This window comes from Microcella alkalica (assembly GCF_014137945.1).
In the GTDB taxonomy this organism is placed as follows: domain Bacteria; phylum Actinomycetota; class Actinomycetes; order Actinomycetales; family Microbacteriaceae; genus Microcella; species Microcella alkalica.
Genome location: NZ_JACGWX010000002.1, coordinates 289,440 through 312,876, shown reverse-complemented (window position 1 = coordinate 312,876; position 23,437 = coordinate 289,440). Strand labels below are relative to the sequence as shown.

The window sequence follows — 23,437 nt, the reverse complement described above, 5'->3', positions numbered from 1 at the left end:
CCCGGAAGGCCTCTGCGAAAGCACGTCTCCGGGGTTACTGCTTTCTGCAGAGTAGTTCTCCGGTCCAGATTCGACGACTCTTCCTCACAACGCTCGAACGTAGGGTCAGTCGAAGTAGTCCTCGTCGACCTCGACCACGTCGTAGGTCTTCTTCACCTGCACGCCCACGCGGTACTGGATCGTGAGCTCGGCGAGTCGTAGCCCGTCGATCAGGACTACGCGCTGAGGGATGCTGTCGGCGTAGTCGCGCGCCCCCTGGCTGAAGCGGCTCGTGGTGACGAAGACGCCCTGACTGGCACCGCGACCGGCGAGAGCGCCGATGAAGCCCTGCAACTCGGGGCGCTGCACGGCGTTGTCGGCTGCGTAGCGCTTGGCTTGCACGTAGATCTGACTGAGGCCCAGAGCATCCTGATCGATGACGCCGTCGACTCCCCCGTCGCCCGAGCGGCCAATGCGCTGGCCGCGCTGCTCGGCTCCGCCGTAGCCCATCGCGTTGAGCACATCGACGACCACCTGCTCGAAGAAGTCAGGATGCTGGTCTTGCAGCCGTCGAATCAGCTCGGCAGCCGCGTCGGCCTCGAAACTCTGGATACCCGCCTCGATGAGCTCGGTGGGGTCGTCGCTCTCGTCGAACTCGCGCGCGACGAGAGTCGCAGTGCGAGTGGACGGGCGGCGGGTCGGCTCATACTCACTCCACACCGGCAACGACTTCACGTCGGCGTCGGTGATGATTCCGGGATGCTGAGCCAAGAACTGACGTCCGAAATCGGTGATCACGTTCACTCCCCGCGCGGGCTTGTCGACCGCCTTCGCCCGGTAGAGCGCCGACAGCGCCCAGCCGACGCGGTTCACTGCCCGAGGGTCGCCGTTGAGGACCTTCTCTGCGCGCTGCTCCTCCGTGAGGCCGACGTGATCGCACACGGCCTCCTTGAGCGCGCGCGAGGGCCACTGCCGCCCGTCAGACATGACTTCGAGCACTGGCTTCAGGAAGGCATGCCACGTCGGGATGGTGCTCACGGCGGCGGCGTTCTCGTTCACAGCTCTCCCTTGAACGCTCGGGTCTGTAGCGCGCTGGCTAATTGCTCGCTCATGATCTTGCGTGCCATCACAGCGTCAGTCAGTTCGACGACTTGCTGAAGTGAACTGACGAGTTCTTCTTGAACACGCAGGGACGCAACGGGGACAGTGACTAGCGAGAGCCGTGCTTTCGAGATGTTGGACATTGATGCCGCGGAGCCTCCTGCGACCTTGCGAAGCTTCGCCCGCGTCCTCGGAGCAGACAACATCGCCTGCAGGTACGCAGGGATGACTCCAGCATCTGCATTCACAACCAGCCGGAAAATGAGGTCGGGCAAGAGCAACCGACTTCTGGTGTGGCGCACGTAGGCGCTCGCACCTACCAGTTCAGGCGTGTTCTTTCTGGAGAGAAGAACATCCCCGGCTTTGACTTCGAGGTGCGTCAAGGGAACCGTGTCCTCACGGAGCGCCTTCGTGTTGCCATCCGTTCGGTAGGTTCCGCTCGATATGGCCCCGAGCTTGAGAACGCCCCACTCACCTTCACGAGCCTCGCGGTCTTCACAGACTGGGCTCTTGCCACTGTCGATCCGATCGATGATCGAGGAAACTGTTCGATGAATGGAGTCCGATGAAGCTTCCGCACTTTCGATGAGAGCGTCGCGCAATTCGCTCAGGCTTTCGAGTTGCTTGTCGGCGAGCCGACCGACAGCCCGGGCTTCGTCGAGAATGGAGGCAATTCGGCGTTGCTCGGGGAGGGGCGGGAGCGGGATGACGACTCGCGAAACGATTGCCTTCGAAATTTCCTTGAAGGTCGCTCCGACGCCCAGCCGCTGCAGTGCAGCCTTGTTCGAAACGAGCCACCAATAGAGGTATTTCTCGTCTAAACGACTTCTATCTGGAATGAGGCTCTTGAAACCCTGATTGGTCGCCATGGGCACAGAGTTGATTGCGACATGCCCGATCGGTGCTCGCGAACTCAGGAGCACTGAATACGCTGGCAATACCTTGGCGGCGCAACTGCGAAGCCCCTCTTGTGTCAACATCCGCGGTGTTTCCGAGATGTACGCGCCCTTCAAGTTGGAGAGGTCTGCGGGGGTTGCCCACGGGATGTCGCCACTCCAGTACTCCGGTTCGCCAGTTTTCGGAGTTGCACCCCCGACGACTTCACAGACCTCCTGAAGTGCAACGCATTCCCAACTCAACGCGGACTCCGCAGGGTTTCGGCGAGGGTGACTGTGGCGGCCGCGATCTCGGCCTCGAGGGCCTGCAGCTCGGCGATGATCTCGAGCGGGTCGCGGTGCTCGACCTCGTCGTGCTCGACCTCTTTGTAGCGGTTGAGACTGAGGTCGTATCCGGCGTCGACGATCTCGTGGCGAGGCACTAGAAAGCTCTGAGCGGTGCGGGGGCGGTCCGCCTCGGGTGAGCCAGCATCCGTCAGCGTCTGCCAGCGGGCGAGCACGTCGGGCAGGTCGCTCGACGCGAGCGGAGTGCGCTTGTCGTCGAGGCTGAAGCCGTCGCTCTGCACGTCGTAGAACCACACGTGGTCAGTCCCGCCCGAGCTGGTCTTGGTGAAGAACAGGATGGCCGTTGATACTCCGGCGTAGGGCTTGAAGACGCCGCTCGGCAGCTTGACGACCGCGTCGAGCTTGTGGTCGTCGACGAGCATGCGGCGCAAAGCCTTATGCGCGGTCGACGAGCCGAAGAGCACGCCGTCGGGCACGATGACCGCCGCGCGGCCACCGTCCTTCATGATGCGCAGCATGAGCGCCAAGAACAGCAGCTCCGTCTTCTTCGTCTTCACCATGCGGGTGAGGTCGTTGGCGATCGACTCGGCGTCGACCGAGCCGGCGAACGGCGGGTTGGCGAGGACGAGCGAGAACTCACCGTCGTCGGCTCCGACACCTTCGGCGAGCGAGTCGCGGCGCTCGACCGTGGCGGCCTCCACACCGTGCAGCAGCAGGTTCATGCTGCCGATGCGGCTCATAGTGGCGTCAGAATCGAAGCCGCTGAAGGCGTGACGATTGAAGTGATCGCGGCTAGGGCGTGTCTCCTAAGCGTTTGAGCCAGAGTGTGATGGCTCGCAGGACCGCGCCGCCGCGGTAGGTGAGCGCGAGTTTGTCGTATCTGGTGGCGAGCCCACGCCATTGCTTGTCTTCGTTGAAGCCGCGTTCGACAACGTTGCGACCCTTGTAGTCCTCGACGTCGTAGCTGACTGGTCGCCCGCCACGGGAGCCGCGACGCTGCCGGTGTCCCTGCTGGTCGGAGGGCTCGGGGATCACGGCGACGATCCCGCGTTCGCGCAGGCGGGTGCGGATGGCACGCGAGGAATACGCCTTGTCGCCGCGGACGCGGTCCGGTCTCGAGCGGGGCCTGCCCGGGCCACGCCGGCCAACTTTGAGGTGGTCCATGAGCACGGGGAACATCGGGGCATCGCCGGCCTGCCCGGGGCCGACCAGCACGACCAGCGGTAGCCCGCGGCCGTCGACGAGGTGGTGGATCTTCGTGCTCAACCCTCCGCGTGACCTGCCAATCGCGTGGTCAGGCGGCTCCTCCCGCAAATTCTTGTAACTCGATAGAGCCCCCTGTGTCGCGCGGGAGGTTCGTTGCGTGCTGATGCGCACGGTTGATGGTGGAGTCCACGCTGACGGCCCATTCGATCTCGCCCGCTGCGTCCGCGTCAGCGAGGATCTCGGCGTAGATACGATCCCAAGTGCCGTCTCCGCTGAACCGGCGATGACGCTTCCACGCGGTCTGCCACGGCCCGAACTCGGCGGGCAGATCACGCCACGGCGAACCCGTCCGATACCGCCACACGATCCCCTCCAGCACCCGACGATGCTCCTGAAACGGTCGCCCGCCCTTGCGGGAAGCGATCGGCATCAAAGGCTCGATCCGAGCCCAAGCAGAATCCGACAAAGTACGAGTACGCGTCACGCTCCCAGCCTGCCGCAACATCCCGCAGAGGTTACGAGACACGCCCTAGCGGCATCCGCCCAGATCTCGGGGTGATGCTCACGCAGGTATTCGCTCGCGACCGTCAAGAAGCCAGCCGTGCCGGCAGCGGGGTCGACGATGCGGTCACCCGGCTTCGGCGCTGTCATGTCGACCATGAGGCGGATGATGTGGCGCGGGGTTCGGAACTGCCCGTTCGTGCCCGAGGTGGCGAGCTTGCTGAGCATGTACTCGTAGATGTCGCCCTTGGCATCGGTGTCATCCATCGGGATGGCCTCGAGCAGGTCGACGACCTTGGCCAGCAGCGCCGGAGTCGGAATCGTGAACCGCGCGTCTTTCATGTTGGCCGAGAAGCTCGAACCCTGCTCGCCCATGGAACGGAGCATCGGGAACACGTGCCCGTCGACAACCTCGAACATGGCGGTCGCGTCGAGGTTCTTGAAGCGCGACCAGCGCAGGTCGTTCAGCGGGCGCGGGGTGCGACCGGGCGGTGCGCTCATGCCTTCGCCGAAGACCACATGCACCAGCGGCTCACCGGTGACGCGGGCCCGGTTCTCAGCGAGCAGCTGCAACTCGTCGAGGCGGCGGATGAACAGCAGATAGGTGATCTGCTCGATCACCTCGATCGGGTTCGCTATACCGCCTGTCCAGAAGGCGTTCCAGACCGCGTCGACTTTCGACTTCAGGGCGCCGGTGACCATTCGGTGAAGACCTCTTCCGCAGTGCAACGAGCCGAGTTGACGGCTCCTCCGGAAGTCTGTCAGAGCCCACCGACGCGTACGGCCCGACACTGCCACGGACGGCGTGCAAGAATTCCGACAAGGTTGCGAGTCGAAAAGAGGGCCGGATGCTGCTGCCGCTGCTCCTCGACGTCCTCCTTCTGCTCCTCCTGGTCGGCGCGGTCGCCCGCGGTGCGGCCGCGGGCTTCCTCTTCACTCTCGGCTCCGTGATCGGCGCGGCGATCGGCGCGATCCTGGCCTTCCTGCTCATCCCGTTCATCACGACCTGGATCGCCGAGCCGACCTGGAGGGCGACGGCGGTCTTCCTCGCCATCGTCCTGTTCGTCGTGGGCGGCCTGAGCCTCGGCGAGCGCATCGGCCACGTCTGGCGTCGAGGCGTCGCCCGTCGCGCACGGCCCCTCGACCGCGTCGGCGGCGCGATCGCCGGCGGCGTCGTCTCGCTCCTCGTCATGAGCCTCGTGGGCTCGACCGTCACCGCACTGGGAATCCCCGTCGTGTCGACAACGACGGCGAGCTCGACCGTGCTGCGCACGATCGAGCGATTCACGCCTGACCCGGTGGCGAGCGCGCTCGGCCAGGTGCGCAGCCTCGTCGTGAGCGAGGGCATCCCTCGCATCGCCGACGCGCTCGGCGACGTCGTCCCCCCTCCCCCGCCCGTCATCGACGCGCAGAACCCCGAGCTGCGCCGTGCGGGGCAGTCGGTCGGCCGGATCAGCGGATCGGCATTCGCGTGCGGGCAGGTGCAGTCGGGAAGCGCGTTCGTGATCGCCGAGGACCGCCTGCTGACCAACGCGCATGTCGTGGCCGGGGTCGACGAGCCCACGATCGAGTTCCCCGGAGTCGGCGGACTCGCCGGTCGGGTCGTCTACTTCGACGGCCAGCAGGACATCGCGATCGTCGCGGTCGACGAGCTGCCCGTCGCGACGCTCGCTCTCGGCGACACGATCGCCGTGGGCGATGTCGGCGCCGTGCAGGGCTACCCGTGGGGCGGGCCGTTCGTCTCCGGTGGCGCGGAGGTGGTGCAGGTCGGCACCATCAGCTCGCCCGGGATCGACGGCGAGGGGGCGTTCCCGCGCGACACCTACACGCTCGCCGCCGAGGTGAACCCGGGGAACTCGGGGGGGCCGGTGCTCGCCCTCGACGGCACAGTGGTCGGCATGATCTTCGCCAAGGCCCAGAACCGCGACGGCATCGGATACGCGCACACGATGGCCGAGCTCGACCCCGTGATCGCCGCCGCGCCCGGCCTCAGCGCGAGCGTCAGCACCGGGTCCTGCAGCCGGTGACCGGCGTGCCGTCGCCTCAGCAGAGGACGCGGGACTTTCGGCCCTGACGCGCCGCACCCCGTCGGGAGTCTGATGAGGGCAGCGGAAAGGAGCGCCCATGACCATCGGACTCGGCCCCATCACGGAGCTCTCGGCGGACGAGTGCTGGGAGGCGCTCGGATCGCGCAGCCTCGGACGGCTCGCGGTCACCGCCGCCGGCACCGTCGACATCTTCCCCGTGAACTACGCGACGCGCGATCGGATGCTCTACTTCCGCACGGCGCCCGGCACGAAGCTCCTCGAGCTCTCGATCAACGATCGCGTCGCCTTCGAGATCGACGGCGCGACCGACGAGGAGGCCTGGAGCGTCGTCGTCAAGGGTCGGGCCGAGCGGCTCGAGCTGCAGAGCGAGATCGACGCGGCCGACACCCTTCCCCTCTCGCCGTGGCTGCCGACGCTCAAGTACCGATGGGTGCGCATCGTGCCGGAGGAGGTTAGCGGTCGGCGCTTCGAGCGGGCCCCGGAGCCCGAGCGGTACTGAGGCTCCTGAGATCTGACGCGGTGAGCCTCGGGCAGACTGTGGGCATGCCCTCGACCGCTCCGTCGCGCCCTCTGCCGCTCCTGCTCATCGTCGGCGCCGTGTCGGCTCTTCTCGGCGTCGTCGCGCTCACGTGGCCGTCGGCGACGCTCGTGACGATTGCCGTGCTGTTCGGGGCGCACCTCGTGACCGTCGGCGCGCTGCGCCTGCTCGTCGCGCTCCGAGGGCCGGCCCTCCCCCGAGCGCTGCGCTGGTTCGTGGCCGTGCTCGGCGCGATCGTGCTCGTCGCGGGGATCATCGCGATCGCGAGCCCGGCCGCGGGGCTCGCCCTGCTCGTCACCGTCGTGGGCCTCGGCTGGATCATCGACGGGGTCGCGGGGCTGTTCGGCGGACTGCCGGAGGCCGCGACCGCGCCGCGGGGCCTCGCGATCGCGACCTGCGCGCTCTCGATCGCCGCGGGCATCCTCGTGCTCGCCCTCCCGGCAGCCGCGCTCGCGACCGTGCTCGCCGTGGGGGCGACGTTCCTGATCGCGGTCGGTCTGCTGCTGGTCGTCGTCGGTCTGCTCGCGGCTCGCGCTCGCGACTAGGGCGTGTCTCGTAACCTCTGCGGGATGTTGCGGCAGGCTGGGAGCGTGACGCGTACTCGTACTTTGTCGGATTCTGCTTGGGCTCGGATCGAGCCTTTGATGCCGATCGCTTCCCGCAAGGGCGGGCGACCGTTTCAGGAGCATCGTCGGGTGCTGGAGGGGATCGTGTGGCGGTATCGGACGGGTTCGCCGTGGCGTGATCTGCCCGCCGAGTTCGGGCCGTGGCAGACCGCGTGGAAGCGTCATCGCCGGTTCAGCGGAGACGGCACTTGGGATCGTATCTACGCCGAGATCCTCGCTGACGCGGACGCAGCGGGCGAGATCGAATGGGCCGTCAGCGTGGACTCCACCATCAACCGTGCGCATCAGCACGCAACGAACCTCCCGCGCGACACAGGGGGCTCTATCGAGTTACAAGAATTTGCGGGAGGAGCCGCCTGACCACGCGATTGGCAGGTCACGCGGAGGGTTGAGCACGAAGATCCACCACCTCGTCGACGGCCGCGGGCTACCGCTGGTCGTGCTGGTCGGCCCCGGGCAGGCCGGCGATGCCCCGATGTTCCCCGTGCTCATGGACCACCTCAAAGTTGGCCGGCGTGGCCCGGGCAGGCCCCGCTCGAGACCGGACCGCGTCCGCGGCGACAAGGCGTATTCCTCGCGTGCCATCCGCACCCGCCTGCGCGAACGCGGGATCGTCGCCGTGATCCCCGAGCCCTCCGACCAGCAGGGACACCGGCAGCGTCGCGGCTCCCGTGGCGGGCGACCAGTCAGCTACGACGTCGAGGACTACAAGGGTCGCAACGTTGTCGAACGCGGCTTCAACGAAGACAAGCAATGGCGTGGGCTCGCCACCAGATACGACAAACTCGCGCTCACCTACCGCGGCGGCGCGGTCCTGCGAGCCATCACACTCTGGCTCAAACGCTTAGGAGACACGCCCTAGACGTCGAGCGCGCCGCGGACGATCGAGTCGCCCGAGTGGGAAGGGTCGCCGTCGATCGGCTCGAGGCTCACATCGACGATCGGGTACTCGGCGAGGTCGATTCCCGCCGGGATGACGAACGAGCCGGACTCGCCGTCGAGAAGGCCGAGGCTGATGAGCCCGTCGACCTCGGGAGTCAGGAGCCACACCTCGCGGACACCGTCGCCCTCCGCCGAAGCGGAGAGCTCGACGGAGACGAGACGCTCGCCGTCGGCGCTCTCGGTCACGACAGCGGAACCGGTGGAGCCCTCCCAGGCGGGAAGAGCGTCGAGGGAGGCGCTCGCGAGCAACGTCCGCTCGGGAGCCGGGCGAAGGGCATCCCACCACAGCGCCGCGGCGCCGATCCCGGCGGCCACCGCGGCGACGCCGATGAGGGGGGCGATGACGCGGCGCAGCCGGCCGTGCCGCTCTCTCCCATCGGCGAACCTCGATTCGGGCGCCGAGGTGGTGCGCGCGATCTCGTCAGCCGAGCGCGAAGCGTCTGCGGCGCGCGTTGCGTCCACGGCGCGCGGTGCGTCCACGGCGACCGGACCGAAGCCGGGCGGTCGGACGTCGGGGGCGAGCCCGAGCTCGCGATGGATCCCCGCCCACACCGACGCGGCCGGCGCGACGAAGGCGCCCTCGCCGAGAGTGGTGCGCGCGATCTGCGCCGCACCGTGGAGCTGGTCCAGCTCGGAGCGGCACGCCGGGCACACGGCCAGGTGCTGCGCCTCGCCGGGCGAGGACGGGGCCTCGCCGATCGCGATGAGCGCGATCGCCTCGGCGTCGAGGTGCACCAGGGCGCCGTCGCGCCTCTCGCGCGGTGCGCGGTCAGGACTGCTGTGCTCCATGGCTCACCTCCATGCGGTCTCGCAGCCTCGCGAGGCTTCGTCTGATATGGGACTTCACCGTGCCGACGGGCATGTCCATTCGGTCGGCGATCTGCGTATGGGTGAGGTCGTCGAAGAACGCGAGCTCGACGACCTGGCGCGGTATGGGGTCGAGCCGGGCCATCTCGTCGGCGACGACGAGGCGATCGGCCAGTTCGGCGTCGGGTGCCGCCGTCTCGCCGGTCGAGGTGATCGCGGTGAGCTGTTCGGTGATCGATCGCTCGCGCGAGCGGGCCTCGTGGGCGTCAGCGATGACGTTCCGGGTGATGCCGACGAGCCAGGCTGAGAGGCTGGCTCGACTCGCGTCGTACCGCTCGCGGCTCTGCCACGCCTTCACGAACACGCGCTGCGTGGCGTCCTCGGCATCCGAGATGTCCTTGAGCGAGCGCATCGCGAGCGAGTACACCAGCGAGCTCCAGCAACCGTAGATGTCTGCGAGCGCCCGCTCGTCGCCGGCGACGAGCCTCCGCGCCAGCTCGGTTCCGTCGTCGATCGCTGTCACCACGTGCTGGTCCGCTCCCGCTGCATCGAATGGCCGGGACGAGAAATGGCCGTGCGCGTCATGGTAGCGAACGGGGCTGTCATGACAACCGCTCAGCGGTGACGATGACGTTGTCCTGGTAACGGCCGACACCGCTGGCATAGTCGGCGTCGTAGTCGCCTCCGCAGGTGACCATCACCAGGCGAGGATCGCCCACGGTTGTGAAGATGCGGTCGAGCGGCACGTCATCCTTCGGGATCTGCTCGACCGTCGTGATGCGGTACTCGTGCTGCTCCCCCTCTGCGTCCACGATCGAGACGAGCTGACCCGGCTGCGCGTTGAGCAGTGTGAGGAACGGGCCCTCACCCTCCGCGACGGTGAAGACATGGGATGCCAGGACGGTAGTGCCCTGGCTGGCCCCGGGTCCGGCGCTGTACTGGTACCAGCCTGCGTCGAAGGCGCTCGCGGGGAGCGCCATCTGCCCGCGCTCATCGAGCGCCTGCGGCAGAACCGCCATCTCGATGCCGAGATCCGGCACGGAGAGCGCCACCGGTGCGGGGGCGACACGCGCCGCGAGAGCGTCGAGCACCTCTCGCGGACTCGTGACCGTCGCCGTCATGGTCGACGTCGGTGCAGGTGCAGAATCACGCTGCTCCGGAGCCCGCTGAGGCTCCGGAGCAGAGCACCCGCCGAGGAGCAGAAGGGCGGAGACGGTGAAACCGATCGCCCGCGCAGCCCTCCCGCTCATCGACGTGATCCTCAGACTCGACTCAGCGCTCAGCGCTCGGCGCCGACGGTCCGGCGACGGACGACCACCGCAGCGCCCGCGAGGGCGAGCACGAGCGCGGCGCCGAGGGCGATCAGACCGCCGTTCGACTGCCCGCCGAGGCCGGCCTCACCGGCGGGGACGCCGGCCGGAGCCGAGTGGAGGTCGTCGATCGTGAAGATCACGGCGCCGAAGGACTCGTCCTCGAGGGGGCCGAAGGCGTGCACGAAGATGTTCGTGCCGGCGGGGAGCACGACATCGCCGAGCTCTATCGCGCGCGTGTCGGTGCCGGTCGGCACGACGTTGATGTCGGCGTAGGTGTCAGCGGGGAGCTGGAGCACGTCGGCCTCGTCGGGGTTCGCGAGCGCCGTGATCAGGACCGCGTTGCCCGAGCGGACGTCGACGGCGCCGACCTGAGCGGTGTGACGGACCGTGATCCTGCCCTCACCGGCAGGGATCTCCGAGACGTCGTTCACGAACGCCGAGAGCACGGGAGTGCCGTCCTCGAGCGGGTGCGCCACGGCCGTGTAGCTCGTGTTGGCGGCGAGGGACGCGTTGAGCTGGATCGCGACCTCGGCCTCGACGGTCGGGTCGCCACCGGCGGCGACGACCGTGAAGTTGTAGTCACCGGCGGGCAGGTCGAGCGGGCCCGCGACATCCATCGGCTCGAAGTTCGCGAGCGCCGGCTCGTCGCCGTCGTTCACGTACACGTCGACCGTCAGGCCCGGGAAGGCGTGGACGACGTACAGGTCGGCCGAGGTGTCGCTGATGGCGTTCGCGGGGGCGGCGACGCCCACGGTGACGAGGGCGGCGACGCCCAGGCCCGCGAGAATTCGGTTGCGCATTGTTCCTCCAGTTGACGGCCCCGGGGGCGGGGCGGATGCCCCTTCCGGGGTCAAGGCGGAATTCGCCTTACATCCATCACTTCCCCGCGAGCGACCGATGCGGATGCGCTTCACCCTGAGAGAACGCCGACAGGAATCCGACCGGATGCCGAGCCGGGTCAGGCGAGGACGGTCGAGAGCCCCGAGATGGAGATGACGAGGCCCGCCACGAGCAGCACCAGGTTGACAGCGCCCGCGGCGAGCCCGGAGACGGCGAGCGGTCGACCGCGGGTTACCCCGTTGGCTGTCTCACGGATCCCGCGCACCCCGGTGATCGCGCAGACGGTCAGTAGAGCGGCGTTGGAGACGAAGACGAGCGAGAGCGCGACGAAGACGGGAGCCCACGCGCCGGAGGTCACACCGGAGGCAGTCGCCTCGATCGCCTCGGTGCCCAGATGCGTCGTGACGGTGTTGCCGAAGAGTGACACAAGGAGCGGGAGGAGCCCCGTGACGAGGGCCCAGGTGGCCGCGGTGCTCCGCACCGGCGGCGGCGAGTAGCGCCGCCCGGAGGACCGGCCGACGGACTGGCGATCGAGAGGAGGAAGGCTGGGCTCCGACGGAGCTGTCCGGCTCAGCGCCTCGGGCGAGGCGGCCGGGGCAGAGGTCGCGCTGTGCGAGACCGGCGCGGTGTGGGCGGGCGGCGCGCTGTGGGCGGGCGGCCCGGCGGGCGGGGACGTCGACGCAGGTGCCGCAGCCACTGCCGGCGGCGCCGTGATGTACGAGCTCGCCCGGCCGATGTGCGTGGGGTTCGCGCCCGGCCCCGGCGCCCGGCGCGCGCTGATGATCGGAACCCCGAGTGGGTGCACGGGCGCGGGCGGTGCCGCGGTGGGCTCATCGTCGGCGACCGACGTCGGAGACGGCATCCCGAGGAGGCCGAGGATGCTCGGGCGGGCGATCGGCTCGGGGGCGTGCGCTCCGAGAGCCGGCACGGGCTCGAACCCGGGCTCGATCGGGCTATCGACGAAGGGGTCGGGCGGAGTCGCAGGAGACGCGTGCAGAGCGGTGCCGCACTGCGTGCAGAAACGGAGCCCGTCGCGCAGTGGCGAAGCGCAGTTCGGGCAGGCCGCCACCCGCGTCACCGCCTTCTCTCGCGCTCCTCGGGTGAGCGGGGCCGAGCGCGATCGAGCCCCCGCTGGTCAGGGTAGCGATCGGAGCGCTCATCCTCCCGCCCCAGTCAGGGGGTCGAACGCTCGATCCTCCGCGTCTCTTGACCCAGCGCTCGACCCGATGCACGATAGGGGCAGACCAACTCGCCGCCCAGAAGTGCCGGAGGCCTTGCCCCGCCACTGGGCGGCGAGTCTGTTAACGCCTGCGGACGCGCGCCGCGCTTCCCGCGCCATCCCCCGAAGTGGGGGCTCCTCGATCGCCAATCCGGACGGGCGAGGGCGCCGAATGCCGTGTGTATCGGGAACGAGCCGAGGAACTCCGGGGGACCGCGTACCGGGGGGTGCGTCGCAGGGGGCTGCGATGGCAGGGAGGGAATCGGACGGGCCGGTCGGAGCGCGGGGGCGCACCGACCGGCCCCCATCTCGTTAAGGTTCCGGCGGACCGCCGAACGCGGTCACGGTGTCGCGCGCCCCCACATGAGCGCGTGTCGCGACGCGGCGACGCGCTGAAGGAGCTCCGCCTCGTCGACGTGGGCGCCGATCCCCTCGCGACCGCCGAGGATACGCTGCCTGGCATGCGCGAGACGCGTCGCGTCGCGGATGAACGCCCGCATGAGCTGCGGCACCCCGTGTCGGGCGGCCCACGCCTGCGCCGTGCGCCGCCCGGCGGGGGTGGCGAGCACGGCCACCTCCTGCGGGTGCAGCCAGCCGACGGCGGCGTACTCGCCGAGGCGCTCCGCCGTGAGCCGCTGCTCCTGCTTGCGCAGAGCGATGACGATCACGACGGCGACGAGGAACATCGGCACCTGCACGAGCACGTAGTACCCGTAGAAGTCGCCGACGAAGAACAGCGCGCCGTTCCAGAACGCGTGGAGCAGGATCGCGGGGACGGCGCCGACGAGGAGGAGTCCGAGACCGGCGAGCGCGCCCGCGCGGCGCGCGGCGAATCCGATCGCCGCGCCGATGAAGGCGGTGAACATGACGTGCGCGAAGGGCGACATGAGCCCCCGGACGAGGAAGATCTCGATCGTCCCGCCGCTCAGCAGGCCGTCCTCGGCGAGCTGCGTGCCGAAGTACAGGATGTTCTCGGTGAACGCGAACCCGCCGGCCACGGTCGCCGCGTAGACGATCCCGTCGACGGGGCCGTCGAAGTGCCGTCGGACCGCCCAGAACAGGATGAGCACGCCGAGCCCCTTGCCTAGCTCTTCGACGATCGGCGCCTGCACGGCGGCGCCGAAGAACTCGAACCCCTCGGGCGGGCCCCCCGCCATCGCGACGACGTTGCGGATCTCGGCGTCGACGAGGAGGGCGATCAGCACGCTCATGCCCGCACCCCACAGGAACGCGAAGACGAGCGCGCCCCGCGGCTCGGGCTCCCACCTGTCGATCCAGCGGATGCCCGCGAACACGATCGCGAGCGGCACGAGCGCCATGATCGCGCCGATCACGAGGCCCGCGAGGCCGAGACCGGCGAGCAGGTAGAGCGCGACGAGGAGGGCGACGACGCCGAGGACGACGAATCCGATGACGGCCAGGACGAGCATCCCCGCCGATCGCCGGCGCGGCGGCGTCGCGAGCCCGGGTTGCGCGGGGTGCGCGGCCTCCGCGCGCACCTCCGCAGGCGCGCTCGCGGGGGCGGCGGCCGATCCGGGCGCGAGCCCCGCGGTCGCTGTCCAGTCGGGCGTCGTCGACGGAGGCGGGTACGGGTGCTCGCTCATGGCCCCGAGCCTATCCAGCCGATCGGAGAAGTGATCGGAGCGGGGACCGCGGGCGGGATGTCCGAATCCCGCTGGTGCGGGCATCCGAGCGGTGGGAGGGTGGGGGCGTGCCTGCTCTCGACCACGCCGTCTGCTACCGGGCCCTCGCCGCGCGCGATGCGCGCTTCGACGGGCAGTTCATCGCCGGCGTCCGCACAACGGGCATCTACTGCCGCCCCTCGTGCCCGGCGACGACGCCGCGGCCGCACAACGTCGACTTCTTCCCCACTGCGGCCGCCGCCCATGAGGCCGGGCTGCGCGCGTGCAAGCGGTGCCAGCCCGACGCCGTGCCCGGGAACCCCGACTGGAACCGCCGCGACGACCTCGCGGCGCGCGCGATGCGGCTGATCCTGGACGGCGTCGTCGAGCGCGAGGGCGTGCCGGGGCTCGCGGCGAGGCTCGGCTACTCGAGCCGGCATCTCGCGCGCGTGCTCCAGAGCGAGCTCGGGGCGAGTCCTCTCGCCCTGGCCCGCGCGCACCGGGCCGAGTCGGCGCGCGCGCTGCTCGCGGGCACCGCTCTTCCCGTCGCCGATGTGGCGTTCGCCTCCGGGTTCGCGAGCCTGCGGCAGTTCAACGACACGATCCACGACATCTACGGGCTCACTCCGACCGCGCTCCGGGGCCTCGCCCGCTCGGGGAGGCACGGGCTGCGAGCGCCCTCCCCCGCGGCGGGAGGGAGCGGGGCGATCGCGGTGACGGTGCGGCTCGCCGCGCGTGATCCGTTCGACGGCCCGGGACTCGTGCGCTACGTCGCCGACCACGCCATCCCGGGGGTCGAGGAGGTCGACGCGGGCGGCGCCGTCCGCCGCCGGATCCCCCTCCCCCACGGCCACGCGCTCGTGACGGTGCGACTCGACTCCGACCGCGCCGGCGTGATCTGCACGGCCGAGCTCGCCGCGATCTCCGATCTCGCCCCGCTCGTGGCGCGAATCCGCCGCTGGTTCGATCTCGATGCCGACGCCGCCGCGATCGACGAGGCCCTCGGGCGGGATGCCCTGCTCGGGCCGCTCGTGGCGCAGCAGCCGGGCATCCGGATCCCGGGCGCGGTCGACGCGGCCGAGACGCTTCTGCGCACGATCGTCGGTCAGCAGATCTCCCTCCCCGCCGCCCGCACCGTGCTCGGCAGGCTCGCCGCTGATGTCGGCGCGATCACCGGTGGGGAGGAGTCCGCGGGCGGGCTCCGGGCGTTCCCGAGCACCGCCGCGATCGCCGAGCACGGGCCCGCGGTGCTGCGCGGCCCGGCCAGGCGCGTGGCGACGATCGTCGGCATCGCCGAGGAGCTCGCGAGCGGAGCGCTCGCGATCGATGTCGGGATGCCCGCCGCCGAGCTGCGTGCCCGCCTCGAGGCCCTGCCGGGGGTCGGACCGTGGACAGCGGGGTACGTGGCCATGCGCGTGCTCGGCGCTCCGGACATCCTTCTCGCGGACGACCTCGTGCTGCTGCGAGCGCTGCGCGCGTCCGGAGCGGCGGAGTCGGCTCGCGAGGCGCACGTGCTCGGCACGCGGTGGGCGCCGTGGCGCAGCTACGCGACGCTGCACCTGTGGAGAAGCGCGCCCCCCGCGACGCGCCGAGCACGGGAGGATGGAGCGCGCACCGCGCACCGACGGAGGGAACGAGCATGACCGCGAACGACAACAACCCCCGCAGCACCGACGACGAGTTCGCCGACCGCGAGCTGCTGGCCCGCGAGGTCGACCACGACGCCGAGCGCCCCGTCGACCTCGACGACGCTCTCGACGAGGCCCTCCCGCCGCCGACGATCGACCCCGACGAGCGCGTGGAGGTCGAGCCCGACCCCGACCTCGCCATCGACGACGAGCGCCCCGCGGGCTGACACGGAGCCCTGCCCCCGAGCGGGCAGGTGCGCAACCCCATCGCCTCAGCCGCCAGCCAGGCCTAGCGTGCGGGCATGGTCATGCACTATCGCGGCGCGCGCACCGAGGGCAGCTTCTGGCAACGCCACAGCCTCTCGATCGTCCTCGCGACGATCCTGGTCACCCAGACGGTGCTCGCCGTGCTCGCCGGCCGTCACATCTGGGTCGGCGAGCAGGAGCACATGGGCGCCCCGCTCGAGGCCGGCGAGTTCTGGATCTGGTTCTTCTGGGAGTACAACATCAGCCTCGTCGCCGACACGTTCGGCGTCATCCTGATCGTTCTGCTCTCCAAGCGGCTCGTCGAGAAGGGCAGCGCAGAGTCGAAGGAGAACGCCGAGTCGACGGAGTGACGCGGCTGTCAACCCCGTGACGAGCTCGGTCCCGCCGGTCGTACCGTGGCCCCCGCGGCCGCGCCGGCGTCCGCCGAAGGGAGCGACATGAGCAGCACGACCGACCCGACGACCCTCCACCGCAGCGAGGGCTTCCCCGAGCAGGAGCAGTCGCAGCCGGGCCTCACCGACGCGACGACGCCCGCCCCCGACCACGGCGAGGAAAGCTATCGAGGCTCCGATCGCCTCCGCGATCGCCGCGCGCTCATCACCGGCGGCGACAGCGGCATCGGCCGTGCCGTCGCGATCGCGTTCGCGCGCGAGGGCGCCGACGTCGCGATCTCCTACCTCCCCGAGGAGGACGAGGACGCCCGCGAGACGGCCCGCTGGGTGTCGGATGCGGGGCGCGAGTGCGCGCTCCTGCCCGGCGACGTGCGCGACGAGCAGCACGCCGCCGCCATCGTCGAGCGCACCGTCGAGTCGCTCGGTGGGCTCGATCTGCTCGTGCTCAATGCCGCATACCAGGAGAAGCGCGACGGCCTGGAGTCGCTGCCGATGGAGGACTTCGACCGCGTCATGCGCACCAACCTCTACGGGCTCGTCGCGACGGCGCGCGGGGCGATTCCCCACCTCCCGGCGGGAGCCTCGATCATCGTGACGTCATCGATCCAGGCCTTCCACCCCTCGCCGACGCTCATCGACTACGCCATGACGAAGGCGGCGCAGGTGGCGTTCGTGCGGGCGCTCGCGGCCGAGCTGGGCGAGCGGGGCATCCGCGTGAACGCCGTCGCCCCCGGCCCGATCTGGACGCCGCTGATCCCCGCGACGAGCTGGCCGGAGACCCTGCCGGAGTTCGGTCAGGACACCCCGCTGGGGCGCGCCGGCCAGCCCGCCGAGGTCGCTCCCGCGTACGTCTACCTCGCGAGCGACGACGCGAGCTACGTCTCGGGCGCGGTGCTTCCGGTGACCGGCGGCAAGAGCCTCTGATGGCGCCGACGGGGAGTGGCGGGGCAGAGAAGAGGCCGAGCCTCAAGGACCCGGAGCTCTACGACACGCTTACTGACGACGGCATGAGCCCGAGCAAGGCGGCGCGGATCAGCAACGCTGCCGCGCGCGACGGCCGATCGTCGATCGGCCGTCGCGGCGGGCACGCGGAGGACTACGACTCGCGCACGGTCGGGCAGCTGCGCGAGCGCGCGAAGGAGCTCGGCCTCACCGGCTACTCGCGGCTGCGCAAGAGCGAGCTCATCGAGCGCCTCCGCGAGCACTGAGCTCGCGACCCGTGCGGTCGCCCTGCTGCGGTGTCAGTCCTCGACCGGCACCATCGGCAGGGCGATCGCGCCCGTCATCGGCACCGCGCCGGAGAGCCGCTCGGGCGAGAGCACGCGCTCGACGTCCTCCGCCGACATGAGGCCGCGCTCGACGACGATCTGCCGGATCGACAGGGGAGAGTTGAGCGCCTCGTAGGCGAGCTTCGCCGACGCCTGGTAGCCGATGTACGGCGTGAGGGCCGTGACGACCCCGACGCTCAGATCGACCATCTCGCTGAGCCGCTCGACATTGGCGGTGATGCCATCGACGCAGTTCAGGCGCAGCGTGCGGCACGCGTTGGTCATCCACGCCAGCGACTGCATGATGCTCGTGGCGATCACCGGCTCGAAGGCGTTGAGCTGCAGCTGCCCCGCCTCAGCGGCGGCCGTGACGGTCGCATCCGCCCCAATGATCGAGAACGCGACCTGGTTGACCACCTCGGGGATCACAGGATTGACCTTGCCCGGCATGATCGACGACCCGGCCTGGCGTGGCGGAAGGTTGATCTCGCCGAAGCCCGCCTGGGGCCCGCTCGAGAGCAGGCGCAGGTCGTTGCAGATCTTCGACAGCTTCACCGCGGCGCGCTTGAGCGTGCCGGAGAGGGTCATGAAGATGCCCGCGTCGCTCGTCGCCTCGATGAGGTCGGGCGCGGTCTCCATCTCGTAGCCCGAGACCTCGGAGAGGTGGCGGCGCACGCTTTCGGCGTACCGCGGGTCGGCCGTGATCCCCGTGCCGATCGCGGTCGCGCCGAGGTTGATCTCGTTGAGCCACGGGATGACCTCGGAGAGCCGGTCGTGGTCCTCGCGCATCGTCGTCGCGAAGCCCCGGAACTCCTGCCCGAGAGTCATCGGCACGGCGTCCTGCAGCTGGGTGCGGCCGACCTTGAGGATGTGCGCGAACTCGCGACCCTTCCTCGCGAACGACTCGCTGAGCAGCTCGTGCTCCTCCAGGAGCGTGCGCAGGCTCAGGACCATGGCGAGCTTGATCGCCGTGGGGTAGACGTCGTTCGTCGACTGGCTGCGGTTGACGTCGTCGATCGGGTGCAGGTGCTCGTACTCGCCCTTGGCGTGGCCGAGCAGCTCGAGACCGCGGTTGGCGACGATCTCGTTGACCGACATGTTCGTGCTCGTCCCGGCGCCGCCCTGCAGCACGCCGAGCACGAACTGGTCGTGCAGGTGGCCCTCGATGATCTCCTGGCACGCGCGATCGATCACGCCCGCCTTCTCGGCGTTGAGGACCCCGATCTCGGCGTTCGCGCGCGCGGCCGCCTGCTTGACGAACGCGAGGGCGATGACGAGGTTGGGGTGGTTGGAGAGCGCGCGGCGCGTGATGGGGAAGTTCTCGAGCGCGCGGGCGGTGTGGATGCCCCAGTACGCGTCGGCGGGAATGGGCATCGAGCCCAGTGAGTCGTGCTCCATGCGCATCTCGCGCGGGGACTCGCCGGCCTCGCGTAGGCCGGGTCGGTAGATCGGGACTCCGTCGTCACTCGTGGTGAAACTCGGAGCAGGGCCAGTGGTGCGCACCATGAATGGATGCCTCTTCCTTATGGGTTCGACAGCAGTGGCGGTGGCGGCACGAGTCTACTGGTGCGGCGCTCAGCGAGCAGGCCGGATGCGCACTCGCCGCGTCACGAGCCGGTCGGGCACAGGAGCATGCGAGATGACGAGCACCGCGCGCTCGGGGCCGGCGGCCGCGCCGAGCAGCTCCTCCAGGAGCGCCTCCGATCGGTCGGCGTCGACATTGGCCGTCGGCTCGTCCAGCACGAGCACCGGCGCGTCGCACAGCAGAGCCCGCGCGAGCGCGATGCGCTGGGCCTGCCCGCCCGACACGAGCCTGCCCCGCTCGCCGACGGGAGCATCGAGCCCGCCGCGCTCGACCGCCCACTCGCCGAGCCCCACGCGCTCGAGCACCGCCAGCAGCTCGTCCTCGCTCGCCGTGTCCCGCGCGAAGATCAGGTTCTGGCGGATGCTCTCATCGAACAGGTGCGGGTGCTGCTCCAGCAGCACGACGCGGCGCCGCACCTCGTCGGGGTGCAGCTCGCGCACGTCCACGCCGCCGAGCTCGTACCTGCCCTCGTGCTCGAGGAAGCGCACGAGCACGTGCGCGAGTGTCGTCTTCCCGGCGCCGCTCGGCCCCTCGAGCACGACGCGGTCGCCTGGGTGCAGCTCGAGGTCGAGGGGAGCGAGCGCGGGCCGGGCATCCCCCGGCCAGTGCGCCGCGACGCCTGCGAGCCGCAGCGACGACGCTCCCGGCTGCCCGATCGGGGGGAGGGCCCGCGGATGCTCGGGCGCGAGCGGGATCTCGGCGGGCACGTGCTCGGGCACGACCGTCGCGATGCGCTCAGCGCTCGTGCGGACGCGCCACCACGCCCCCACCGCCGATGGGAGGGCGCCGACGACCTCGATCACGGCGAGGGGCAGGAGGACGAGCATCGCGAGCTCAGGCCCGGAGAGAGCGCCGCTCGCGAGCTCGGGCTGCACGGCGAGGAGCGTCGCGATGAGCATCGCGCCGCCGCCGAGGGTCACGAGCGCGGCGACGGCTCCCGCAGCCGCGGATTGGCGCGACTGCGCACGGCGGAGGCGCGCATCGAGCGCGAGCAGAGCCTCCCGCCGCTCGCCGTCGGCGCCGAACGCCCGGAGGGTCTCCCAGCGCGAGACGTACTCGAGCACCGCGTCGGCGAGGTCGGCTCGCAGGGGGGAGATCCGACGCTCGGCATCGCGGCTGAGCGCGGCGAGCACCGCCGTCGCGGCAGCCGCGGTCACCGCGAGCCCGATCGCGAGGACGAGCGCGGCCTGGGGCGACACCCAGGCCACACCGACGACCGCGAGGCCGGCCACGATCGCCGCGCTCACGAGGGGCTGGACCACTCGCAGCGGGAGATCCTGCAGCGCATCGACGTCCTGCACGACGGTCGTCAGCACATCCCCCGAGCGCGTGGCGCGCAGGCCGTCCGGAGCGACGGGCACGAGCCGTCGGAAGACGCTCACCCGCAGTCCGGCGAGCGCGCGCAGGGCCGCGTCGTGACCCGCCACGCGCTCGAGGTAGCGCAGCACGGCCCGCCCGATCGCGAAGGCGCGCACGCCGACGATCGCGAAGCCGAGGAAGAGGATTGGCGGCTGCTCGGCGGCGCGCGCGATGAGCCAGGCGGAGGTCGCGAGCAGCGCGACCGAGGATCCTGCGGCGAGAGCGCCGAGGGCGAGGGCGGGGGCGAGCGCGCCGAGCGGCGGCTGCGCGGCCCGCAGAACCGGGCGGATGTCGACGCGCGTCATCGCGCGACCACCTCAGGGCCTCGTGCCTCGAGGCGAGCGCGCGCGGACGCCGAACCGAGGTCGAGGACGACGTCGGCGGCCGCGACGAGCGCGGGCCGGTGAGTGACGACGACGACGAGCCGGCCCTCTCCCGCGAGCGTCCGGAGCCCGCGCACGACGCGCTCCTCCGCCTCGGCGTCGAGGGCGGAGGTCGGCTCGTCGAGCACGATCGTGCCGAGATCGCGCTCGAGCGCGCGGTAGACGGCGCGCGCGATGGCCACGCGCTGCGCCTGGCCACCCGAGAGCCCCTGCCCCGCCGGCCCGAGGACGGTCGTGAGGGGCACATCGAGGGTGCCTGCGAGCGCGAGCGCGCGAGCGACGAGCGCAGGATCGGGATGCTCAGAGCCGAGCGTCACGACCTCCTCGAGCGACCCGGACGTGAGCTCGGGGGTCTGCCCCGCCCAGGCGATGCGCGTCAGACGCTCGTCGGCCGGCACGGCGCGGCCCGCGAGGAGCACGCGCCCCCCCGCGGGGACGAAGCCGAGGATGGCGGCGACGAGCGTCGACTTGCCCGTGCCGCTCGGCCCGGTGATCGCGACGACTGAGCCGTGCCGCCAGGACGCGTCGAGACCGGAGACGACCGCGCGGCCGGCGCGCTCGACGGTCACGCCCCGGAGCGCGAGGGCGACATCGTACGCCTCGCCGTCGCGGGGCGTCTCGGGGGCGGGCGGGGCCGCCCGAGCGAGGCGGGCATCCGCACCGGTCGCGATGAGGTCGAGCACGTCGTCCGAGGCCGCGATGCCGTCCGCCGCCGCGTGATACCGAGCCCCGACGAGCCGCAGCGGAAGGTAGGCCTCGGGAGTGAGGATGAGCACGAAGAGCCCGAGCGCGAACGGGATGGCGCCGTCGATCAGGCGCACGCCGACCGACACCGCGACGACCGCGACCGAGAGGCTCGCGGCGAGCTCGAGCGCGAAGCTCGACAGGAACGACACCCGGAGGACCTTCATGGTGCGAGTGCGGTAGGCGTCGGTGACGGCCTCGATGCGGGTCGTCTGCCGGTGCTGGCGCCCGAAGATCGTGAGGGTCGACAGGCCTCGCACGACCTCGAGGAAGCCCTGCGAGAGCGACTGCAGCGCCTCCCACTGGGAGCGCTGCATAGCCTGCGTCGCCCACCCGATGAGCACCATGAACACGGGGATGAGCGGGAGGGTGACCATCACGGCGATGCCCGTCGCGGGGTCGGCGAGCAGCAGCACGCCCACGACGATCGGCGTCGCGACCGCCGTGAGGATCAGCTGAGGCAGGTACAGCCCGACGTATCCGTCCATCGCATCGAGGCCCGGGCCGATCACCGTCGCGAGCGACGCGCTCGAGCGGGAGCCGAGCGAGGCCGAACCGCCGCGGTCGATCGCCTCGATCGCGCGCCGACGCAGCTGGCTCTTCACCCGGGCGGCGCCGCGGGCGGCGAGTCCGTCGAGCGCGGCCTGCGTGAGCGCCCTGGCGACGACGGATGCGGCGGTCGCCGCCACGAGCATCCCGAGCGAATCGAGGGGCGCGCCCTCGATGACCGCCGCAATGCTGCTCGCGGCGAACCAGCAGAACGCGACGATGCTCGCCACGTGCGCGGCGCCGACGGCCGAACCGAGCGCGAGGAGCGTGAGGGCGGCCGAGGCGGTGCGCAGCAGGCGGGGGTCGAGGGGCTTCAGTGCGCCGCCCCCACCGGGATGGATGCGCGGGTGACGCGCTTGCGGAAGACCCAGTACGTCCAGCCCTGGTAGAGCAGCACGAGCGGGATCATGAACACCGCCACCCACGTCATGACCTGCAGCGTGTACTCGGTGCTCGATGCGTTCTCGATCGTGAGGCTGTACGCCGGGTCGATCGTCGAGGGCATGACGTTCGGGAACATCGCGGCGAGGATCGTCGATACCGCGAAGACGGTCGTGGCGGCCGAGAGGCCGAACGCCCAGCCCTCGCGGCCCGCGCGGTTCGCGACCGTCGCCCCGACGAGCGTCAGCGCGGCGGCCGCGGCGAGTGCGGCGATGAGCATGGCGTGGGGAGCGTCGAGATGGGCGAGCACCGTCCAGGCGAGGAACACCGCCGCGACGACGATCGTCGCGACGCCCGCACGGGAGGCGAGAGCGCGAGCGCGCTCGCGCAGCTCGCCGTCGGTCTTGAGGGCGACGAACTGGACGCCGTGCGTGAAGAACAGCAGAAGCGTGGTGAGGCCGCCGAGGAGTCCATAGGGGTTGAGGAGCGTGAACAGGGTGCCGGTGAAGTTGCCTGCCTCGTCGATCGGGGTGCCCTGAACGATGTTCGCGAAGGCGACGCCCCACAGCAGGGCGGGCACGGCGGAGCCGATCACGATCATCCGATCGAAGGCGGCCGACCACTCGGGGCTGCGGCCCTGGTGCCGGTACTCGAACGACACCCCGCGGAGGATGAGGGCCACGAGGATCAGCAGGAGGGCGAGGTAGAAGCCGCTGAACAGCGTGGCGTACCAGTACGGGAAGGCCGCGAAGAGCGCGGCGCCGGCGACGATGAGCCAGGTCTCGTTGAGATCCCACACCGGGCCGATCGTGTTGATGATCTGGCGCCGGTCGGTGTCGTCCTTGCCGAGGAAGGGCAGCGACATGCCGACGCCGAAGTCGAAGCCGTCGAGCACGAAGTACCCGATGAAGAAGAACCCGACGATGAGGAACCAGAGGGTGGCGAGATCCATGGGTGC

General features: G+C 70.5%; 23 protein-coding genes and 1 pseudogene. 9 read left to right on the top strand and 15 right to left on the bottom strand.

The genetic code is table 11. The features are described from left to right. Window positions 1-105 precede the first annotated feature (105 nt). The 5 genes and pseudogenes from FHX53_RS05895 to FHX53_RS05875 all read right to left on the bottom strand — a co-directional run bounded on the left by FHX53_RS05895 (window position 106) and on the right by FHX53_RS05875 (window position 4,670). Complete coding sequence (locus FHX53_RS05895) at window positions 106-1,038, bottom strand: restriction endonuclease (protein WP_343050859.1); 933 nt, start codon at window positions 1,036-1,038, stop codon at window positions 106-108. Further along, the gene (locus FHX53_RS05890) at window positions 1,035-2,219 is read right to left on the bottom strand and encodes a restriction endonuclease subunit S (RefSeq protein WP_182490413.1); all 1,185 of its coding nucleotides are present in this window, start codon (window positions 2,217-2,219) and stop codon (window positions 1,035-1,037) included. Before FHX53_RS05890 ends, FHX53_RS05895 begins: the two co-directional genes overlap by 4 nt. Further along, window positions 2,216-3,028 (bottom strand): annotated as a pseudogene (locus tag FHX53_RS05885) (HsdM family class I SAM-dependent methyltransferase); the annotation flags it as partial. The gene FHX53_RS05890 and the pseudogene FHX53_RS05885, both read right to left, overlap by 4 nt. A gap of 25 nt (window positions 3,029-3,053) precedes the next feature. After that, window positions 3,054-3,951, bottom strand: a protein-coding gene (locus tag FHX53_RS05880) for an IS5 family transposase (RefSeq protein ID WP_425488290.1) whose coding sequence is annotated in 2 segments (ribosomal slippage) — window positions 3,054-3,615 and window positions 3,614-3,951 — 900 coding nt in all. Because the reading frame shifts where the segments join, the coding sequence is not laid out codon by codon here. After that, entirely contained in the window at window positions 3,948-4,670 is a 723-nt protein-coding gene (locus tag FHX53_RS05875) for a type I restriction-modification system subunit M (RefSeq protein WP_182490411.1), read from the bottom strand. Before FHX53_RS05875 ends, FHX53_RS05880 begins: the two co-directional genes overlap by 4 nt. Window positions 4,671-4,816: 146 nt before the next feature. On the opposite strand from FHX53_RS05875, the gene FHX53_RS05870 reads away from it, so the two are divergent. From FHX53_RS05870 to FHX53_RS05855, 4 genes are all read left to right on the top strand, one after another. Then, on the top strand, window positions 4,817-5,995 hold the full coding sequence (locus tag FHX53_RS05870; protein WP_182490410.1) for a MarP family serine protease: 1,179 nt from the start codon (window positions 4,817-4,819) through the stop codon (window positions 5,993-5,995). A gap of 97 nt (window positions 5,996-6,092) precedes the next feature. Next, the gene (locus tag FHX53_RS05865) at window positions 6,093-6,515 is read left to right on the top strand and encodes a pyridoxamine 5'-phosphate oxidase family protein (protein ID WP_182490409.1); all 423 of its coding nucleotides are present in this window, start codon (window positions 6,093-6,095) and stop codon (window positions 6,513-6,515) included. Between the two features lie 44 nt (window positions 6,516-6,559). After that, window positions 6,560-7,099 carry a DUF308 domain-containing protein gene (locus FHX53_RS05860; RefSeq protein ID WP_182490408.1) on the top strand — a complete coding sequence of 180 codons (540 nt, stop codon included), beginning with the start codon at window positions 6,560-6,562 and terminating at the stop codon, window positions 7,097-7,099. 45 nt (window positions 7,100-7,144) lie between these two features. After that, a protein-coding gene (locus FHX53_RS05855) for an IS5 family transposase (protein WP_425488290.1) occupies window positions 7,145-8,042 on the top strand; the annotation gives its coding sequence in 2 pieces (ribosomal slippage) (window positions 7,145-7,482 and window positions 7,481-8,042; 900 coding nt in all). Here FHX53_RS05855 and FHX53_RS05850 read toward each other — a convergent pair. From FHX53_RS05850 to FHX53_RS05825, 6 genes are all read right to left on the bottom strand, one after another. Next, window positions 8,039-8,911, bottom strand: coding sequence for an anti-sigma factor domain-containing protein (locus tag FHX53_RS05850; protein WP_182490407.1), 873 nt, complete (start codon window positions 8,909-8,911; stop codon window positions 8,039-8,041). The two genes, FHX53_RS05855 and FHX53_RS05850, sit on opposite strands and share 4 nt — an antisense overlap. After that, window positions 8,892-9,455: an RNA polymerase sigma factor gene (locus tag FHX53_RS05845; protein WP_343050858.1), complete on the bottom strand. Its 564-nt coding sequence runs from the start codon at window positions 9,453-9,455 to the stop codon at window positions 8,892-8,894. Before FHX53_RS05845 ends, FHX53_RS05850 begins: the two co-directional genes overlap by 20 nt. A gap of 76 nt (window positions 9,456-9,531) precedes the next feature. Then, window positions 9,532-10,179 carry a class F sortase gene (locus FHX53_RS05840; protein ID WP_182490405.1) on the bottom strand — a complete coding sequence of 216 codons (648 nt, stop codon included), beginning with the start codon at window positions 10,177-10,179 and terminating at the stop codon, window positions 9,532-9,534. Between the two features lie 29 nt (window positions 10,180-10,208). Continuing rightward, window positions 10,209-11,042 (bottom strand): DUF4397 domain-containing protein, encoded by an 834-nt coding sequence (locus tag FHX53_RS05835; protein WP_182490404.1) that lies wholly within the window; start codon window positions 11,040-11,042, stop codon window positions 10,209-10,211. A gap of 158 nt (window positions 11,043-11,200) precedes the next feature. Continuing rightward, on the bottom strand, window positions 11,201-12,010 hold the full coding sequence (locus tag FHX53_RS05830) for a hypothetical protein (RefSeq protein ID WP_182490403.1): 810 nt from the start codon (window positions 12,008-12,010) through the stop codon (window positions 11,201-11,203). Window positions 12,011-12,642: 632 nt separating this feature from the next. Continuing rightward, window positions 12,643-13,905 carry a PrsW family intramembrane metalloprotease gene (locus FHX53_RS05825; protein WP_182490402.1) on the bottom strand — a complete coding sequence of 421 codons (1,263 nt, stop codon included), beginning with the start codon at window positions 13,903-13,905 and terminating at the stop codon, window positions 12,643-12,645. 107 nt (window positions 13,906-14,012) lie between these two features. Between FHX53_RS05825 and FHX53_RS05820 the strand changes: the two genes are divergently transcribed. From FHX53_RS05820 to FHX53_RS05800, 5 genes are all read left to right on the top strand, one after another. Then, the gene (locus FHX53_RS05820) at window positions 14,013-15,566 is read left to right on the top strand and encodes an AlkA N-terminal domain-containing protein (protein WP_182490401.1); all 1,554 of its coding nucleotides are present in this window, start codon (window positions 14,013-14,015) and stop codon (window positions 15,564-15,566) included. Then, window positions 15,563-15,778 carry a hypothetical protein gene (locus FHX53_RS05815; RefSeq protein ID WP_182490400.1) on the top strand — a complete coding sequence of 72 codons (216 nt, stop codon included), beginning with the start codon at window positions 15,563-15,565 and terminating at the stop codon, window positions 15,776-15,778. The genes FHX53_RS05820 and FHX53_RS05815 overlap by 4 nt, the downstream gene beginning before the upstream one ends. 75 nt (window positions 15,779-15,853) lie before the next feature. Next, window positions 15,854-16,168, top strand: a complete 315-nt coding sequence (locus FHX53_RS05810) for a hypothetical protein (RefSeq protein ID WP_182490399.1) — start codon at window positions 15,854-15,856, stop codon at window positions 16,166-16,168. Between the two features lie 87 nt (window positions 16,169-16,255). Continuing rightward, window positions 16,256-17,134 carry an SDR family oxidoreductase gene (locus FHX53_RS05805; RefSeq protein WP_182490398.1) on the top strand — a complete coding sequence of 293 codons (879 nt, stop codon included), beginning with the start codon at window positions 16,256-16,258 and terminating at the stop codon, window positions 17,132-17,134. Next, window positions 17,134-17,418, top strand: a complete 285-nt coding sequence (locus FHX53_RS05800) for a Rho termination factor N-terminal domain-containing protein (RefSeq protein ID WP_182490397.1) — start codon at window positions 17,134-17,136, stop codon at window positions 17,416-17,418. Before FHX53_RS05805 ends, FHX53_RS05800 begins: the two co-directional genes overlap by 1 nt. A 33-nt stretch (window positions 17,419-17,451) precedes the next feature. Here FHX53_RS05800 and FHX53_RS05795 read toward each other — a convergent pair whose 3' ends face one another. From FHX53_RS05795 to cydB, 4 genes are all read right to left on the bottom strand, one after another. Then, a complete protein-coding gene (locus FHX53_RS05795) occupies window positions 17,452-18,882 on the bottom strand; it encodes an aspartate ammonia-lyase (RefSeq protein WP_182490600.1) in 1,431 nt (476 codons plus the stop codon). Between the two features lie 171 nt (window positions 18,883-19,053). Next, a complete protein-coding gene (gene cydC / locus FHX53_RS05790) occupies window positions 19,054-20,727 on the bottom strand; it encodes a thiol reductant ABC exporter subunit CydC (RefSeq protein ID WP_182490396.1) in 1,674 nt (557 codons plus the stop codon). After that, window positions 20,724-22,391, bottom strand: a complete 1,668-nt coding sequence (gene cydD, locus FHX53_RS05785) for a thiol reductant ABC exporter subunit CydD (RefSeq protein WP_246335531.1) — start codon at window positions 22,389-22,391, stop codon at window positions 20,724-20,726. Before cydD ends, cydC begins: the two co-directional genes overlap by 4 nt. A 20-nt stretch (window positions 22,392-22,411) precedes the next feature. Next, window positions 22,412-23,431: a cytochrome d ubiquinol oxidase subunit II gene (gene cydB, locus FHX53_RS05780; protein WP_182490395.1), complete on the bottom strand. Its 1,020-nt coding sequence runs from the start codon at window positions 23,429-23,431 to the stop codon at window positions 22,412-22,414. Window positions 23,432-23,437: the final 6 nt, after the last annotated feature.